The sequence below is a fragment of the Rhodococcus sp. MH15 genome, assembly GCF_019266045.1.
GTDB classification, from domain to species: Bacteria; Actinomycetota; Actinomycetes; order Mycobacteriales; family Mycobacteriaceae; genus Rhodococcus_F; species Rhodococcus_F qingshengii.
Genome location: NZ_LPNP01000085.1, coordinates 58934 through 75048, shown reverse-complemented (window position 1 = coordinate 75048; position 16115 = coordinate 58934). Strand labels below are relative to the sequence as shown.

The 16115-nt window shown below is 63.4% G+C and carries 15 protein-coding genes; 6 read left to right on the top strand and 9 right to left on the bottom strand.

The window, feature by feature from the left end:
• Nucleotides 1-86: 86 nt before the first annotated feature.
• The gene (gene pknB / locus ATN37_RS31960; protein WP_007729221.1) at nt 87-2012 is read left to right on the top strand and encodes a Stk1 family PASTA domain-containing Ser/Thr kinase; all 1926 of its coding nucleotides are present in this window, start codon (nt 87-89) and stop codon (nt 2010-2012) included.
• A 57-nt stretch (nt 2013-2069) separates the two neighbouring features.
• Here pknB and ATN37_RS31955 read toward each other — a convergent pair whose 3' ends face one another.
• Nucleotides 2070-2735 carry an aminodeoxychorismate/anthranilate synthase component II gene (locus ATN37_RS31955; protein ID WP_003942537.1) on the bottom strand — a complete coding sequence of 222 codons (666 nt, stop codon included), beginning with the start codon at nt 2733-2735 and terminating at the stop codon, nt 2070-2072.
• Nucleotides 2736-2757: 22 nt separating this feature from the next.
• Nucleotides 2758-3471 carry a DUF881 domain-containing protein gene (locus ATN37_RS31950; protein ID WP_003942461.1) on the bottom strand — a complete coding sequence of 238 codons (714 nt, stop codon included), beginning with the start codon at nt 3469-3471 and terminating at the stop codon, nt 2758-2760.
• 102 nt (nt 3472-3573) lie between these two features.
• On the opposite strand from ATN37_RS31950, the gene crgA reads away from it, so the two are divergent.
• Complete coding sequence (gene crgA, locus ATN37_RS31945; protein ID WP_003942576.1) at nt 3574-3837, top strand: cell division protein CrgA; 264 nt, start codon at nt 3574-3576, stop codon at nt 3835-3837.
• Between the two features lie 107 nt (nt 3838-3944).
• Nucleotides 3945-4436, top strand: coding sequence for a PH domain-containing protein (locus ATN37_RS31940; protein ID WP_218696102.1), 492 nt, complete (start codon nt 3945-3947; stop codon nt 4434-4436).
• 7 nt (nt 4437-4443) lie between these two features.
• Here ATN37_RS31940 and ATN37_RS31935 read toward each other — a convergent pair whose 3' ends face one another.
• Both ATN37_RS31935 and ATN37_RS31930 read right to left on the bottom strand, forming a co-directional pair.
• Entirely contained in the window at nt 4444-5292 is an 849-nt protein-coding gene (locus tag ATN37_RS31935; protein ID WP_218696101.1) for a TauD/TfdA family dioxygenase, read from the bottom strand.
• Between the two features lie 106 nt (nt 5293-5398).
• The gene (locus tag ATN37_RS31930) at nt 5399-6766 is read right to left on the bottom strand and encodes an FAD-binding oxidoreductase (protein ID WP_256933602.1); all 1368 of its coding nucleotides are present in this window, start codon (nt 6764-6766) and stop codon (nt 5399-5401) included.
• Between the two features lie 126 nt (nt 6767-6892).
• Here ATN37_RS31930 and ATN37_RS31925 point away from each other — a divergent pair, with 126 nt between their 5' ends.
• Complete coding sequence (locus ATN37_RS31925) at nt 6893-8758, top strand: GAF domain-containing protein (protein ID WP_218696099.1); 1866 nt, start codon at nt 6893-6895, stop codon at nt 8756-8758.
• Here the strand turns inward: ATN37_RS31925 and ATN37_RS31920 are convergent.
• A complete protein-coding gene (locus ATN37_RS31920; protein WP_042920739.1) occupies nt 8749-10092 on the bottom strand; it encodes an MFS transporter in 1344 nt (447 codons plus the stop codon). The genes ATN37_RS31925 and ATN37_RS31920 overlap by 10 nt on opposite strands.
• Nucleotides 10093-10396: 304 nt before the next feature.
• Between ATN37_RS31920 and ATN37_RS31915 the strand changes: the two genes are divergently transcribed.
• Nucleotides 10397-10924 carry a lipoprotein LpqH gene (locus tag ATN37_RS31915; RefSeq protein ID WP_064113885.1) on the top strand — a complete coding sequence of 176 codons (528 nt, stop codon included), beginning with the start codon at nt 10397-10399 and terminating at the stop codon, nt 10922-10924.
• 31 nt (nt 10925-10955) lie between these two features.
• On the opposite strand, the gene ATN37_RS31910 is transcribed toward ATN37_RS31915, so the two are convergent.
• Both ATN37_RS31910 and ATN37_RS31905 read right to left on the bottom strand, forming a co-directional pair.
• A complete protein-coding gene (locus ATN37_RS31910; RefSeq protein ID WP_039973063.1) occupies nt 10956-11900 on the bottom strand; it encodes a rhomboid family intramembrane serine protease in 945 nt (314 codons plus the stop codon).
• A 17-nt stretch (nt 11901-11917) separates the two neighbouring features.
• Nucleotides 11918-12445 (bottom strand): peptidylprolyl isomerase, encoded by a 528-nt coding sequence (locus tag ATN37_RS31905; protein ID WP_007729190.1) that lies wholly within the window; start codon nt 12443-12445, stop codon nt 11918-11920.
• 90 nt (nt 12446-12535) lie between these two features.
• Between ATN37_RS31905 and ATN37_RS31900 the strand changes: the two genes are divergently transcribed.
• A complete protein-coding gene (locus tag ATN37_RS31900; protein ID WP_042453366.1) occupies nt 12536-12988 on the top strand; it encodes a hypothetical protein in 453 nt (150 codons plus the stop codon).
• 57 nt (nt 12989-13045) lie between these two features.
• On the opposite strand, the gene ATN37_RS31895 is transcribed toward ATN37_RS31900, so the two are convergent.
• The gene (locus tag ATN37_RS31895; RefSeq protein ID WP_218696098.1) at nt 13046-14323 is read right to left on the bottom strand and encodes a lipase family protein; all 1278 of its coding nucleotides are present in this window, start codon (nt 14321-14323) and stop codon (nt 13046-13048) included.
• 127 nt (nt 14324-14450) lie between these two features.
• Nucleotides 14451-16115: an alpha/beta-hydrolase family protein gene (locus ATN37_RS31890; RefSeq protein ID WP_003942500.1), complete on the bottom strand. Its 1665-nt coding sequence runs from the start codon at nt 16113-16115 to the stop codon at nt 14451-14453.

Below are 16115 nucleotides of genomic sequence, written 5' to 3'. Positions count from 1 at the left end.
ACCACCACGACGACAACGACGACCACAACGACCACTGAGCCGTTGGCGGATCCCGGAGACGCTGAAGAACCGCTAGGACAAGACCAATGACGACACCCCGCAATCTCTCCTCCCGCTACGAGCTGGGTGAGATTCTCGGCTTCGGCGGAATGTCCGAGGTTCACCTGGCGCGCGACCTCCGACTCAGCCGCGACGTCGCGATCAAGGTGCTGCGTGCAGACCTCGCGCGCGATCCCACGTTCTACTTGCGGTTCCGTCGTGAGGCGCAGAACGCTGCTGCGCTGAACCATCCGGCGATCGTGGCCGTCTACGACACCGGTGAAGCCGAGACCGACGCCGGGCCGCTGCCGTACATCGTCATGGAGTACGTCGACGGCGACACGTTGCGTGACATCGTGCGCAGCACCGGGCCGATGGCTCCGCGCAAGGCGATGGAAGTGATCGCGGACGTCTGTGCCGCTTTGGACTTCAGCCACCGCAACGGCATCGTGCACCGCGACGTCAAGCCCGCCAACATCATGATCAACCGTGCCGGCGCCGTGAAGGTGATGGACTTCGGTATCGCCCGTGCCATTTCCGACGCGTCGAGCCCGATGACGCAGACGGCCGCCGTGATCGGCACCGCTCAGTACCTCTCGCCGGAGCAGGCGCGAGGTGAGCAGGTGGACGCGCGTTCGGACGTGTACTCGCTCGGTTGTGTGCTGTTCGAGATTCTGACGGGCGAGCCGCCCTTCAAGGGTGATTCACCGGTCGCCGTGGCGTACCAGCATGTTCGTGAAGATCCGCAGACGCCGTCGGAGATCAATCCCGACATTCCGCGCGAGCTGGATTCGATCATTCTCAAGGCAATGAGCAAGAACCCGGCCAACCGCTACCAGAGCGCCGGCGACATGCGCAGCGACTTGGTACGCGTTCTGGGCGGTCAGCGTCCGAGTGCGCCGATGGTGATGAACGACGAGGACCGCACCACCATCCTCGGCGCCGTCGGCTCCGACACCGGGAACTACCGCACTGCTCCCGATCCGGTCGAGCCGGTTGCTGCGAGGACAACTCGCGCCGCCGAGCCGCCTGCCAAGAAGAAGGGCGGACGCTACGCCCTGATGGGCATCGCGGCGCTTCTGGTGATCGGTCTGGTGACGTTCTTCCTCATTCGGGTGAACTCGCCGAAGGTCGAGATGGTGACCGTTCCGGGTGACCTGACCAACCAGCCCGCCGACGTCGCCGAGGCGACGCTGACCAACGCCGGATTCCAGGTGGAGCGTCAGCAGAAGACGGACAAGGTGATCGCCGCCGGAAACGTCATCACGACGCGTCCGGTTGCCGGGGTGCGCATCGAGAAGGGCAGCACCGTCACCATCGACGTGTCCACCGGCCCCGAGCAGGTCGCGATCCCACGCCTGACCGGGCTGAGCCAGGACGACGCGGAGAAGAAGCTCAACTCCGTCGGACTCCGACTTGATCCGACCATCGGCAAGGCGGCATCGACCGTCGCCGAGGTCGACAAGATCGTCAATCAGGATCCTGCCGTCGGAGTGTCGGTTGTTCTCGATTCCGCGGTCTCGATCACCGTCGGCACCGGACCGGAGCAGGTTCGTGTCCCGGACGTCACCGGTCAGCGTGAAGAGGTGGCGAGGCCCAACATCGAAGGTGCCGGGTTCGTCGTTCAGATCACGGAGATCGATTCGGGTCTGCCGAAGGGACAGGTCGTTTCGACCGACCCGACCGGCGGCACGTCGGCCACCAAGGGTTCGACCGTGACGCTGCGAGTATCCAACGGCAACCAGGTCGCGATGCCTGATCTGACCAACAAGACGGTGTCGGAGGCGTTGAGCACGCTTCGCGCAGCCGGTTGGGCGGGAACCGCTTCGCAGCTGGTTCAGAACCAGAGCACGACGCTCACCCCGGAAATGGTGGGCAAGATCGTCTCGCAGACCCAGCCTCCGGGCTCGGAGATCTCCAAGGACGCGGTCATCACCGTCAGCGTCGGAGCGCTCGGAATCCCCGGCCGCTAGCAAAGTGAAAAAGTGCCTCCCGGAGATTCCCGGGAGGCACTTTTTTGTGGACAGGTGTCAGAGAATTGCGGGCAATGCGCCGCCGAGCGCCGACGCGACCTCGGCCTCGAGGGCTGCGACGAGCCCTTCCGGCGGCGCCTCACCGCAGACTGCGAGCCAGTTCGCGAGCATCCGGTGTCCACCCTGGGTGAGTACGGACTCGGGGTGGAACTGGACGCCGTGAATCGGCAGTTCGCGGTGGCGCATCGCCATCACGACGCCGCTCTCGGTGTGGGCGGTCACCTCGAGTTCCTCGGGAATGGTGTCCTCGAGAACCGTCAGCGAGTGGTAGCGGGTAGCGGTGAACGGATCGGGCAGTCCGGCCAGGACGCCGACGTCCTTGTGGTGAACCAGACTCGTCTTGCCGTGAAGCAGTTCGGGCGCGCGGTCGACGGTTCCGCCGAAAGCCGCACCGATCGCCTGATGTCCGAGGCAGACGCCAAGCAGCGGGGTCTTGGTGTCGGCGCAGACCTTCACCAGATCCATCGTCGCTCCCGCGCGCTGCGGAGTTCCGGGGCCCGGGCTCAGGAGAATGCCGTCGAACTGCGCTACTGCACCTTCGAGGTCGGCCGTCAGTTGTGGATCGTCGTTGCGCCAGACCACGGCTTCGGTTCCGAGCTGGCCGAGGTACTGCACCAGGTTGAACACAAAGCTGTCGTAGTTGTCGACGACGAGAATCCTCATGAGAGCAGGGTAAACGCCTGTGCTATCCGCCGGTATAGGCGGGGACCGTGATCTGCGACGGCGTCGCCTGCGTGTACCCGAGGCCGAAGCGGGTCGCGTACTGCTTGTAGATCCGAATGCCCGGTTCGGCGGCGAGTGCCGCCTCGAGGCGCGCGACGTCGCCGATGGCACTCATCACGTACGGCGGGCTGTAGGTACGTCCGTGAAGAAGGAGGGTGTTTCCGATGCACCGCGGCGCCGACGTACTGATGATCCGTTGGTCCTGCATGCCCACCGCTTCGGCCCCGCCGGCCCACAGTGCGTTCAGCACGCTCTGGACGTCCTGCTGATGCACGACGAGGTCGTCCGGGGTGGCGTCGACCGGATACTTGCCGTCGGCGTTGCGCGGGGCGTCCGTCATCGTGACGACAACACCCGGGCCGGTCATCTCCGTCAGTCCCGCGTCGGCGGAGATGTTCTTGATGTCACCGAGCGCGGCGGCCACTCCGGCGTCGGACCGAGCGGCGTCTTGCTGCAGCGAATCGAGCTGGGCGGCAAGTTCGTCCCGGTCGGCCGAGACTTTTTCGGCATTGGCCTGGGCGCTGCGAACCAGATCGGAGAGCCTGGTGCTTTCGGTGACCTGGAGCTGGTTCTCCTCGGCGGATCGTTGCGCCGTGGCGACCATCAGACCGGCTACCAGGCAGACGGCAAGTACACCGATGTGCCAGACGGTTCGTGAAGATTCACCCGAAGACACGTGGCTCCTCCCGGATTGTGCAGGTCGGCCGGTGACCAACTGGACACAGCTACGTTAGCGTGTAGGTAACACATGCAGGTCACACCGTAGAGCGAGGACGTCATGCCCAAGTCGAAGGTCCGTAAGAAGAACGACTACACAGTCAACCCGGCAAACCGCACTCCGGTGAAGGTGAAGATGGGTCCGTCGAGCACGTTGTACGTCTCGGTGATGCTCGGATTCATGCTTGTCGGCCTGGCATGGCTGATTGTGTACTACTTGGCCGCGGATTCGATCACGTGGATGAACGACTTGGGAAACTATAACTTCCTCGTCGGCTTCGGCTTCATGGTTGTGGGCCTTGTGATGACCATGAGATGGCGCTGACCAGCGAGTATCTGATTCGACCCGGATCGTGACCGTCATTCAATTACATGGGTGTCATTCATCCCCATTGTGGATAACTCCTGTGGACAACCTAGGAAGTTATCCACATGCTCGAGGATGAATTTCATCCACAGCCTCGTGACAACGTCACGGAGGTGATCTCGTGGGCCACTCCGATGGGTGTTGTCTACGCGATGTTCGGCGGCGGAATTGCCCTCGCGATCGCCTCGATAATCGCGCCCACGGAGCCTGCCGGGCGCTTCCTGCTCGCCCTCGCGGTGATCGGGCTGTTCGTGATGGGCGGACTCGCCCTGCGTCAGCGCCCCCGCCTGGCTGTGATCGAAGACGCGGGAACCAAGTCGATCGCGGTGCAGCGCCTGCGCGCCCGCCACGAGTTCACCCGCGAACAGATCGACCGGGTCCGTCTCGTCCGCTACCCGCGCCTCGGTCGACGCGTCCCGATGCTCGAGATCGACATCGTCGACCGTCCCACCGACACGGAGAAGCTGTTGATCTTCGGACGCTGGGATCTCGGCACGTCACCGGAGGACGTTCTGGACGTGCTCGCCGTTCACGCTTTGGTACCGCCCGAGAAATAAGCGCTGGTTACATGACGAGTGCCGCGAGGTCCGGCTGCACGATGTCGAGAGCCTGCTGCGGCACCGCGACTGCGTCGCTCGACCATCCCCAGATCGAGTACAGCTCACGGCCGGGGTCGGTGTACCCGTCGCGGCCGTGAAGCACCCGGTAGTTGTCGATGCAGATCATCTCGCCTGCTTCGGCACGGAACATCGGCCCGCTGTCTCGCACGTGAATCACGGCATCACTCCACTGCTTCACCAGCGGCCACTGCGCTTCTTCCGATTCGCCGGCGATCGGCGCGAGATATGGGTGATACCGAACCTGGTTGCGTCCACTCGGCACCGTCCGGGCGATCGGCGCGAATGTGTTCTGCGGGAAGTTCGGTTCCGAATGGTCGATGTCTGTGCTCCAACAGAATTCGGCCAGCTCCGCCGTTGCGGGATCGAAGGCGAGCAATTGGGTCAGTTTGACCGCGTCGATGAGAAACGAGTCGCCGCCACTCGGGTACGCCGGGCGCTTGCACCACAGAAACAGATAGTCGGGCGCGTAATCGCCGAACGCGAAACCGTCGTTGTGGGCGGTCATCCGCTCTCCGGAGATACCGAACGAGCGCTTGCGGCCGCGTTCGTCCACTGGTTGCGTGTCGACGACAGCGGCTTCGGCATCCTGACTCTTGGCACTCGCCTCGAACTGGCGGCCGACGCGAATGCACTTCTCACCGAGCAACTTCGACGCGAAGGCAATGGCATCTTCCTCGGTGTGCAGGCCACCGAAGACCGCGGCCCCGTCGAGAGCGATTGCCGCCCGGACGGCCTCGACCGTCTCCACGCGCCGCGGAACAACACTTGCCAGCGTCAAATCGGAAGAGAACATTCATCACTCCATACGTCGAGTTGGCCAAACGGTTCAACTCGAGCGTAGGAACTCGTCATTTCGACGGCGTAACTCCGGAAACCGATTCGGTTACGGAGCCAGCCTTTCAGATCACCTTGCCCGGGTTCATGATTCCGTGGGGGTCGAGTGCACCCTTGATCGCGTGATGCATCGCGACGACGGCCGGTGACAGTTCTTGCGCCAAGCCGCCCATCTTCAGTAGGCCGACGCCGTGTTCACCGGTGACGGTTCCGCCCAACTCGAGGGCATTGTCGATGATCTCGGCAAAAGCGGCCTGAGCACGCCTCCGCGCCGCTTCGTCGTCGTGTGGCGTGATCAGCAGCGGGTGCAGGTTGCCGTCACCCGCGTGCGCGATGTTCGCGATGTGCGTGTCGTGCCGGGCCGAGATGGCCTCGATGCGCGCCAACATCTCCGGGACCGCCGCCTTGGGGACGCAGATGTCCTCGGTGAGCACCGGGCCGAGCCGCTCGAGGGCGGGGTATGCCAGACGCCGGGCGGAGAACAGGGCGTCGGCTTCCTCCTGGTCGGTGGATCTGGCGCTCCAGGTTGCCCCGGAGCGGTTGAAGCAGGCCAACATTCGTTCGGCTTCGGCGTCGCCGATCTCGCCCGGTGTGTCGATGCGGCCGAGCAGGACAACCTCGGCGTCGGCCGAGAGGCCCATGTTCTTCCAGGCATCGACGGCAAGCAGGCACTGCCGATCGATCAGCTCGAGGGCCGACGGCGTGAGACCGTCTGCGGCGACGGCTTCGACGGCCTTGCCCGCAGCAACGATGGAGTCGAAGTATCCGACGATGGTGCGTTCGGGATCGCGCTGAGGACGAAGCTTGACGGTCACCTCGGTGATCACCCCGAGAGTGCCTTCGGAGCCGACCATGAGTGCCGAGAGATCAAACCCAGCCACGCCCTTGGCAGTTCGACGCCCGAGCCGAACCAGCTCACCGGTTCCGGTGACCACCTGCATGCCCAGTACGTAGTCCTTGGTGACGCCGTACTTGACGCAACACAGGCCGCCGGCATTGGTCGCGACGTTGCCGCCGATCGTCGACCAGGGTGCGCTGGCTGGATCGGGCGGATACCAGAGGCCGTGCTCGGCGCAGGCGTCGCGGAGGTGATCGTTGACCACTCCGGGTTCGACCACGGCCAAACGCTCGAGGGTGTTGATCTCCTTGATGGCGTTCATCGCGTCGAATGCGATCACGACGCCGCCGGCGACTGCGTTGGCTCCGCCCGACAGACCGGTTCCGGCGCCGCGCGTGACGACGGGCGCACCGTGGGCGATGCACGCCTGCACAACTGTCTGTACCTGCTCGGCTGTGCGCGGGCGGACCACTGCGACAGGCATCTCGTAGGGAGCCCACTCGGCGTCGTCGTGGATGTAGCTCGCCATGATGTCGGGGTCGGTGATCAGTCGATCCGCATCGATCTGCGAGCCGAGCATCTCGAGGAGTGTCATGCCTCCACGATAGTGACGGCCGCTACACCACCCCATGTAGATTTACTCCGAGAAACCATAAACCGTATGGACATTTTCTCCATACTCATCATTGGTCTGACGAGTTGGTCTGACAAGGGAGCGCGGATGCACGAGAACTGGCTACAGCTTCTCCTGGCCGAGGCATCCACCGAGGAACTGATCGAACACCGCGATCAGTTGGCCGCTGGGTCAGGCCCCGAGGTCGCCGCCGAGATCGAGCGAGAAGCCCGATCGGCACTTCAACTACGAAGTCTCCTGGCTCAGCGCCGACAGCGCGCCACCGAACTCGGGGCACTCAACGACATCGCGTCGCTGCTGACCACGATGCACGATCACCACGCCCTTCTGCAGGAGATCGTGGATCAGGCCAAACGGCTACTCGGAGTAGACCTTTCGTACCTTGCTCTCATTCACGACGACATCTTGATCATCGAAGTCACGAGCGGTGCGTACACCTCCCAACTGCTCGGCCTCACGGTTCCCTTCCGCGAAGGTCTGATCGGTCGCGTGGTCGAGAACTCTTCTCCTGCTTGGTCTCCCGACTACCGAAACGATCCCTCGTTTGCACACATCGGACCGGCCGACGACGCAGCACGGGCCGAGAACATGCGCGGCCTGTTGGCCGTTCCGCTGACTTTGAACGGCAAGATCCTGGGTGCCCTCTGCGCGTGCAAGCGTCAGGAGCGTCGATTCGGCAACGAGGAAGTTGCGTTGCTGTCCGCCCTCGCAGCTCATGCCTCGGTAGCCATCGAGAATGCCCGCTCTCTCGAACGCTATCGCGCGACGGTTGCAGAAGTGAATGCAGCGAACACCGAACTTGCCAAGCGCACAGCACTTCTCGAACAGACGCTGACCTGGGATCGTTCGCTCACACAAGTTGTCCTGCGCGGCGGTGGAGTCCGTGAACTCGTGGAGGAAACCTCGGCGTCGACGGGCTCGCCCGTGTTCTTCGTGACCGGAACATCCGAGATCCCACCGGGACTGCAACGGGTCAGCGAGAGCGTGCATCGGGTCTTCGACATCTTTGCCGCTGACCGACGCGAGCAGGAAGTGACGCTCATCGTCGGTGAGCAGTTCCTGTTCGCCACCGAAGTGCGCAGTGCCGGTGACCAACTCGGAGTTCTGTTCCTACTCTCGCGTCATGAACCCACCGCCGCCATGAGATTGGCACTCGAAAGGTCTGCTCCCGCCATTGCGCTGGCACTGGTCGGCGAACGGGCGGCCAGGGAAGCCACCCGTCGAGCACGCGACGCATTTCTGGTCGATCTGATCACCAGGCCAGCGCCGACGCCGGCCGAAGTCACCGGTCAGTTCCGCCTGGCTGGACTCAACCCCGACCGCTCATACACCGTCGTGGTGGCCCGCCCGGCCGACGCCGTCGACCGTGCGCGGCGCAGTATCGAGGAAATTGCATTCCCCTCGGGAACCGTTGTTGCCGAACATGGTTCACGGGTCATCGCACTGATTCCCGGAATGTCACCGGCAGCAGTTGCGGCGGCGTGGGTGCAGCCGGCGGAGAACCCGACCGTCGGAATCGCCGATCCCGCGGTGGGAGCGGAAGGTCTGGCGCGAGCGTATGTCGAGGCGCAGCACACCGTCGACGTCCTCGAGACTCTCGGGCGGGCCTCCCACGTGGAACCGGCAAGTTCACTCGGCATTTACCGAATTCTCCTCAGCCGCACCGGCCGCGAAGAACTCGAAGCCCTGACGGAGCGTTCCCTCGGCCCGCTCCTCGGGGAGGAGCAACGACGCGGCGTTCCGCTCTTGGACACCCTCGCGTCGTACCTGTCGCACAACTGCAAGCACTCCGCGACCGCCGCCGCGCTCGCGATTCACGCCAACACTCTGTACCAACGGCTCGCGTCGATCGACAGGTTGATCGGTACACAGTGGCGTCAGCCGGACCAGGCGCTCGATCTTGCGCTCCTGATCCGGCTGCGTGCCAGTGCCGGGAAACTCGGTCAGATCTGAGCGGGCTTGCTCGATCGCTTTGCCAGTGCCACCACAAGGATTGCGGCACAGAGCATCACGGCGCCCACCACCCACAGGCCTGCCTTGGCATTTCCGGTCACATCGGTGAGCCAGCCGGTGATGTACGGAGCACCGAAGCCCGACGCATTGCCGATCGAGTTGATCATGGCGATACCCGCGGCCGCGCTGGCACCCGTCAGGAACGTGGTGGGCAGGTACCAGAAGACGGGGAGCGCACAGAGGACGCCGACAGCAGTGAGCGAGACCGCAATCATGACGGTGAACGGTGAATCCAGGTACAGCGCAATCGGAATGGATACCGCGCCCAGGAGCGTCGGGGCTGCAACGTGCCACATTCGTTCACCGGTCTTGTCGGAATGGCGGCTCCACAGCACCATCGCGACAGCGCCGATCGCGTAGGGGACGGCCACGATCAGGCCGGTCTCGACGAGCGAGAAATCGGTGTCGAACGTCTGCTTGAATCCCGCGACGATGCTGGGCAGGAAGAAGCTCAAAGCGTAAAGCCCGTAGGTGATTCCGAAATAGACCAGACCGAAACCGATGACGCGGGGATCGCGCAGGGTCTTACCGGCCGACTGGTGACCGGCGTCGCCAAGTTCTTTCTCCTCGTCGGCCATCGACTTCATCAGCCAGGTGCGCTCCTCGAGGGTCAACCACTTCGCGTCGGCGGGACGGTCGGTGAGGTAGAACCAGACGACAAACGCCAAGATCACGGCGGGCAGACCCTCGATCAGGTACATCACGCGCCATCCGGCGAGGCCGAACAGTCCGTCGCCGTACTGGATGATGGCCGCCGAAAGCGGGGCGCCGAGCGCCGACGAGAGCGGAAGCGTCAGCAGGAACAGGCCCATCAGGCGTACGCGGTACTTCTTCGGGAACCAGAAGGTCAGGTAGAGAAGAACTCCGGGGAAGAAGCCGGCTTCGGCAATGCCCAGCAGGATGCGCAGGAAGTAGAGGCTGCCGACATTCGGCACGAATGCCAGCGCAGCAGCGAGGATGCCCCAGGTGAGCATGATCCGCGCGATCCACAACCGGGCGCCGAAGCGGTGCAGGGCCAGGTTGCTCGGCACCTCGAACAGCAGGTAGCCGACAAAGAAGAGACCGGACGCAAGGCCGAACATCGTCTCGGTCATCCCGAGGTCGGCGCTCATGGTGAGCTTCGCGAAGGCGATGTTCGTACGATCCAGATAGTTCACGAAATAGAGCAGGATCAAAAAGGGGATCAGTCGTCGCGCTACCTTCTTCACCACGCGAGATTCGATCTCGCTCGGCGCAACCCCACCGTCAGTGGTGGTGCTATCGGTGGAGGTCATGGCAGGGGTACTCCTCGGAAAAGGTCAGCGTTGCTATCTAGGAAGTGACTCAAGCCACAGTAGAAGCACGACCGAGCCCAACCTATGTGGACAATCTCTACAGAAGCCGTCTCTGCATGTGCGATTGCTCCCAAAGATCCGGCAGATGATCCCGGGCAGCCCGACGAACGTCCCTGAACAGTCGAAGGCGACAAACCCGTCTGAGCTGGGGGTTTAGAGCTACGAGCACCAAGTCACTGGCTAGTGTTGTCGGCGAAACAGCCAGAGCAAGTGCGGACGCACCGCATGACTTGAAGGACAGAACATGACGAAGTTGGTTCGGACCACGATGACCCGCCGGTCCTCCACCGCAGTCGCTGCCACCCTCGCGGCGGTCGCTCTATTCGCCTCCGCCTGCGGCAGCGACTCCGACAAGACCAACTCCGACAAGAGCGCTGCCGGCGCCTCGTCCGCTACATCCTCGGCCACCGTCGGCGGGAAGACGCTCGACGCCAAATTCGAGACGAAGTGCGCAAAGGACGGCGGCACGACAGTTATGACACTGCTCGACGCGGAAAATGCCACCTACGGCATGTTGACCGTCTCAGCCATCGTCGATGAATCGGGCACGGTTCAGACTGCTGGAATCGCCGGAAGCGAGGGTGGATCGAACGGTCTGCCGTACACCGCCGGATACGCACCGGGACTGCCCGGCGGATCTGCCAGTGCCAAGCAGAACGGCAATACCTTCGTGGTGACGGGCGAGGGAATCGGCGCCCGGGACAAGGGCAACCCGACGGAGACGTCGAGCTTCGAGATCACGTTCGCCTGCGAGTCCATCATCGGCGGCTGAGCCATAGAACGGCTGGGCCCTAGGATTCTTGCTAGCTGATTCCCAACTGTTCGCGCAGTTGGACGACGCGGAGCACGATGACTCCGATTGTCACCACGGTGACGGCACCAAAAGCGATCCAGCCGATACGCACTGCTTTCACGCGGTTCTCACCGGCGCCCAACCACTGCGGGGCGTACAGGAATGCAGCGGCCGTTGCGGCACCTGCCACCAGACCTCCCGCGTGACCCCAGAACGAGATCCCGGGCAGCGAAATGCTGATGATCACATTGATCGCGATCACCGAGATGATCGGGACCGGGCTTCGACGCAAACGCAATAGAAGGACTGCCTGTGCGCCCATGATGCCGAAGATCGCTCCCGACGCCCCAGCAGTCCAGGACAGGGCCGTGAGCGAGGAGAACACCGGCTGGAATGCCATCACCGAGGCGGAACCGCCGAGAAGCGAAACCAGGTAGATGCCGATGTACCTCGAGCGGCCCATCACGATTTCGGTGTCGCGGCCCAGGATGTAGAGGGCGTACATATTGACCGCGAGGTGCAGGATTCCGAAGTGCAGGAACCCGGAGCCGATGAGCCGGAACCAGTCACCGCTGGCGACCAGCCCCGGATTGAGTGCCCAGTTCGCGAAGATCGACGAGCCGACCTGATTGTTCATGATGCTTCGCGACTGCGCGAAGGTCGCGAGGAACGCCAGGACGTTGAGCCCCATCAAGGTGTACGTCACGACCGGGACCGCGCGGGTGGGGCTCACGGCATTTCCGGCGACGCCCCGAACGGGACGGACGTCACGCTGACCGGCAGCTACACAGTCAACACATTGGTATCCCACCGCCGCCTCACGGAGACAGTCCGGGCATGCCGGACGTCCACACCGATTGCAGGAAAGTGCGGTAGGTCGATCTGGATGGCGGACGCACCGCGGTTGGGGCGGGATGCCCTCACTCGCACCGCCGCCCCAACCGGGGTTCGTCATCTGCTTGTTTTACCTGTTCAGGAGATGGTGATGCTGTTGATCACGACGGGCTCGACCGGACGATCGCCACGATCGACGGCGGTGGAGGAGATAGCGTCGACAACCTTCTTGGAATCGTCGTCGAGAACCTCACCGAAGATGGTGTGGCGACGGTTCAGGTGCGGCGTCGGGCCGGTGGTGATGAAGAACTGCGAGCCGTTGGTTCCCGGGCCTGCGTTGGCCATGGCCAGCAGGTAGGAGCGGTCGAACTGCAGTTCCGGGTGGAACTCGTCACCGAACTTGTAGCCCGGGCCGCCGGTGCCGGTTCCGGTGGGGTCGCCACCCTGGATCATGAAGCCGTCGATGACGCGGTGGAAGATGGCACCGTCGTAGAACGGGCCGGTCTTGGTGCCGGCGGCGTTTGCGGTGGTGTACTCCTTCGAGCCGTCGGCGAGGCCGACGAAGTTCTCGACGGTCTTCGGCGCATGGTTGCCGAACAGAGCGATCTTGATGTCGCCGCGGTTCGTGTGCAGCGTTGCGGTTGCGGTCTGATGAGTTGAAGTCACACCACCATCGTGCCATTGCCGGCGTTCTCGCGGATGTCGCCCCGCAAAAGTCTCCCTGTCCTCGCCCCACTGTTATGGCACAGTGAAGTCATGACACGAGTGACCGAGTCCCTCAGCACGCAGTTGCCCGACACCTTCGATCACGCGCGCGCCCGCGTCGAGGACACCTTCGACGAGACTGCCGCCTACCTCGAAGAGACAGCGGCTCGCATCAAAGAGTCCGAGGCAGCCGACAACGCTCGCCGCATCGCTGCGGTGGTCGCCACGTCGGTCGCTCGCGGCGCTGGGCAGGTCGGGTTGTTCCTGGGCCGTCAGGGCAAAGTCCTCGCCAAGAAGGGCGTCGAGCGCGCAAAGGCTATCCCCACGAAGTCCGCGGAACGCACCGAGAAGCCTCGCGGCCGCAAGCGCGTCACGGTGTTCGTCATCGCCGGTGTTGCGGTGATCGGTGGCGCGGTGTTCTTCAAGAGCCGCCGACGCGAGCATCCGCCGGTCGCTTCCGCACCCCCGCGCCTCGAGGAGAACTCGGCCGAGAAGACCGCGTAGTCGACATACAAGAGCCCCGGAACACACTGTGTTCCGGGGCTTTTCGATGCCTGGCCGTCAGCAGTTGGACGGCGCCGGGACATTGTTGAAGCGATCGATCATGTATCCGATGGATTCGGGGGTACCCACCAGGTACGGCGTCGCGTGATTGATTGCCAGTCCCGGAATGATCGGGGGCAGTTCGTTGACGGAGAACTGCACCGTCGCGCCCTTGCCGCACCAGTCTCGCGCCAGTTGCTGTCCCTGGCCGAACGGAACGATGTCGTCGGAGCGGCCATGCTGAATGAGCACGGGCGACTCCGGCGTCAGCTTGCCGATCTTCTGCTCGTCGAGGATTGCCTGCGCCATGGGTAGACGCGCCAGAACTGCGGAGAGTGATTCACCGGAATTGGTGAAGCTCGACGACTGCTGGAAGCCGAACTGCAATCCACTTTCGGCGACACACTGGTTCTTGGTGGCGGCCAACATCTGTCGGCCGCGATCGTTGATCTCGGCGTCGAGCAGCGACTGAACCTCGGGGTACTGGGCAAGGATCCCGTTGAGCGCGTATCCGATCACTCCGGTGAGGAACGTGCCGTCGACCTGCTGCAGCGTCGCCGCCAGATCGGCGGGCGGAGCGCCTGCATACGTGCCCTTGAGATCAAGCTCGGGAGCATATGACGGCTTCAATTCCGTTGCGGCAGCGGCAGCTCCACCACCTTGCGAGTAACCCCACAGTCCGATGGGGCCGTCGGCGGGAATGCTCGTGTTCGGGAGTTGCTGAGCGGCTCGCACTGAGTCCAGAACCGCGTGTGCTTCGGCTTCACGGTTGACGTAGGTGTGATCGCCCGGAGTTCCGAGGCCCTCGTAATCGGTGACGACGACGGCAATGCCGTTGAGCAGCAACGTGTTCACCCAGATGGACTCGTAGCCGACCATGACGTCCGTCGGGAACTGGTACTCGATACCGGTGTTGAACAGCTTGGATGGTGCGCATTGATCGCCCTGCCCATGCGTTCCTACCGCTGCGGCAACCAGTGGACGCGCCCCCTGCCCGGTCCACGGGTTCGACGGTTCGAGATAGGTGCCCGTCACGGCAACGGGGGCGCCCTTGGCGTCCTCGCTTCGGTACATGATCTTGGTGGCGGTTGCCGGCCACGCACCGTTCGATCCGGGCACGCTCAGCAGCAGTGGTGACGGCTCACTCTTGATGAGAGCTCCGTTGGCACCTGCCGGAAGCTCCGACGGCGGCGTGTAGAAATCCGCCGGCTCCGCCGTTGCGGCAGGGGCCGTCACAGCACCCATGACCAGTGCCGCGACGGAGACCCCGGCCGCCCACCATGCTCTGCTCTTCACGTTTCGATCTCCCCACGTTCGCTTGCGCTGTGGCTTGGCACACAGCGAACGCAGAGTAACACATACCTCACGTAACACTTTTTCGTGAGGTTTTCGCCTTAACAGGCTGAATTACAACCGTTTACGACTACTTCGTGGGCTCCAGATTGGTGGTCAGCAGCGAACGAAGCTTGTCGGTATCAGCCGAGGTCCAGGCCTCGGGGTGCAGGATCTTGGCCCACATGTCCGCTGCATCCTCGCCGTAATTGTGACCGTGCCCGGACGGGACGTCAGCCGAGAAGACCATGTCGAGGGTGACCTGCCAGAAGGTCACGAGAGGAACCCATGTCATTCCCGGATCCACGTCGCGACCCAGCGGTTCCTTGAGCCAGTCCGGCTTGTTGAGCAGCAGGTCGAAGGACCACCACGTGATCGGGTCGCTGGCGTGCTGCCAGTACACGATGCGATCGTCGTCCCAGTCCGACTTCAGCTCCAGATCTTCCGGATCACCGGCAAACCGAATTGCCTGGCCACCGTCGATCACCGGCAGAATCTCCGGTGAGCCCGAGTCACGACTGTCCGTGATTTCCTGCCACTGAGCAGTGAAGTTGGGGGTTCCGACCCACAGTGCGCCGTCGACGCGCGTCATCATGTCCTGAGCGCCGGCGAATGCGGCCTGGCCACCGTAGGAGCCGAGGCTCTCACCGAAGACAACCAGTTCGGGTCGCGTCTCAACGGGCAAGTCGATCCACTTGGCGTAGACCGCGTTGAACAGCGCGCGGCCGGCGATCATCGGCGTCTCACGGTCGGCGATGAAGGCCAACGGACTCGGAAGGAACGAGTACTGCATCGACGCGATCGCCGTGTCCCCGCCCTCGACGTACTCGAACGCCGACGCGACGTCCTCGTTCACCCAACCGCGACCGGTGGTCGTGACAACTGCGAGAGTTCCGCGGTCGAATCCGCCGGTGCGCTCCAACTCGTCGACGACCCGCTGTGCGACACCGTTGATCGAGTCCGAGGATTCACGTCCGGCATACACCCGGATCGGTTGCTTCGCTTCACGTCCGGTCAATGCAGAGATCTCGGCTGCGGTGGGACCGCTACCCATGAAGGTGCGCCCCTCCTGGCCGAGAGAATCCCAAGCCTCGGCGGACATCGGCGAACCGCTGCGCTCTGCAATCATGGGCTGTTCGATGCCGTCCGGTGTTTCGTGATCCGCACCGGAGAAACTCCAGTTCGCGAAGGCGATCAGCCCGTTGTACAGCGCACCGTTCACGATGAAGATGCCGAGGGCGAAGATGACGATCAAGCTGCCGACCTTCGCCGCCTCGAGGGGAACGAACCGTAGTGCGACGGCGGTGAGCTTGTTGGTGGTGAACCGAAGACCACGGCCTGCCTCGAGCAGGATGAACCAGATTCCGAGCGAAATCATCAGCACCAGAAGATAATTCGCTTGATTGGTGCGTGGAGCTTCCACGAGATCGCGAACGATCTGCTGCCACCACGAACCGAGGACCAAGAACGTCGGCACCAGAATGACGGCCGCGACCAACAGGATTCGCCAGCCGATCTTCTTGGTGCGATCCGACCACTGCGGTTCGACGCCGCACTTGCGGATCATCCAGGCGACCGTCACGCCGACGCCGTATCCCATCGCGAGCGAGATGCCCGTCGCAACGCCCTGCAGGTACCACGCGCGCGGCAACAGGGACGGACTCATCGACCAGGTGAAGAAGACCAGAGCAAAGGCAAGCCCGACCGGGTGCAGCGTCTTGCAGTAGAGGCGCAGCCGTTCCCACACACGTTTCAT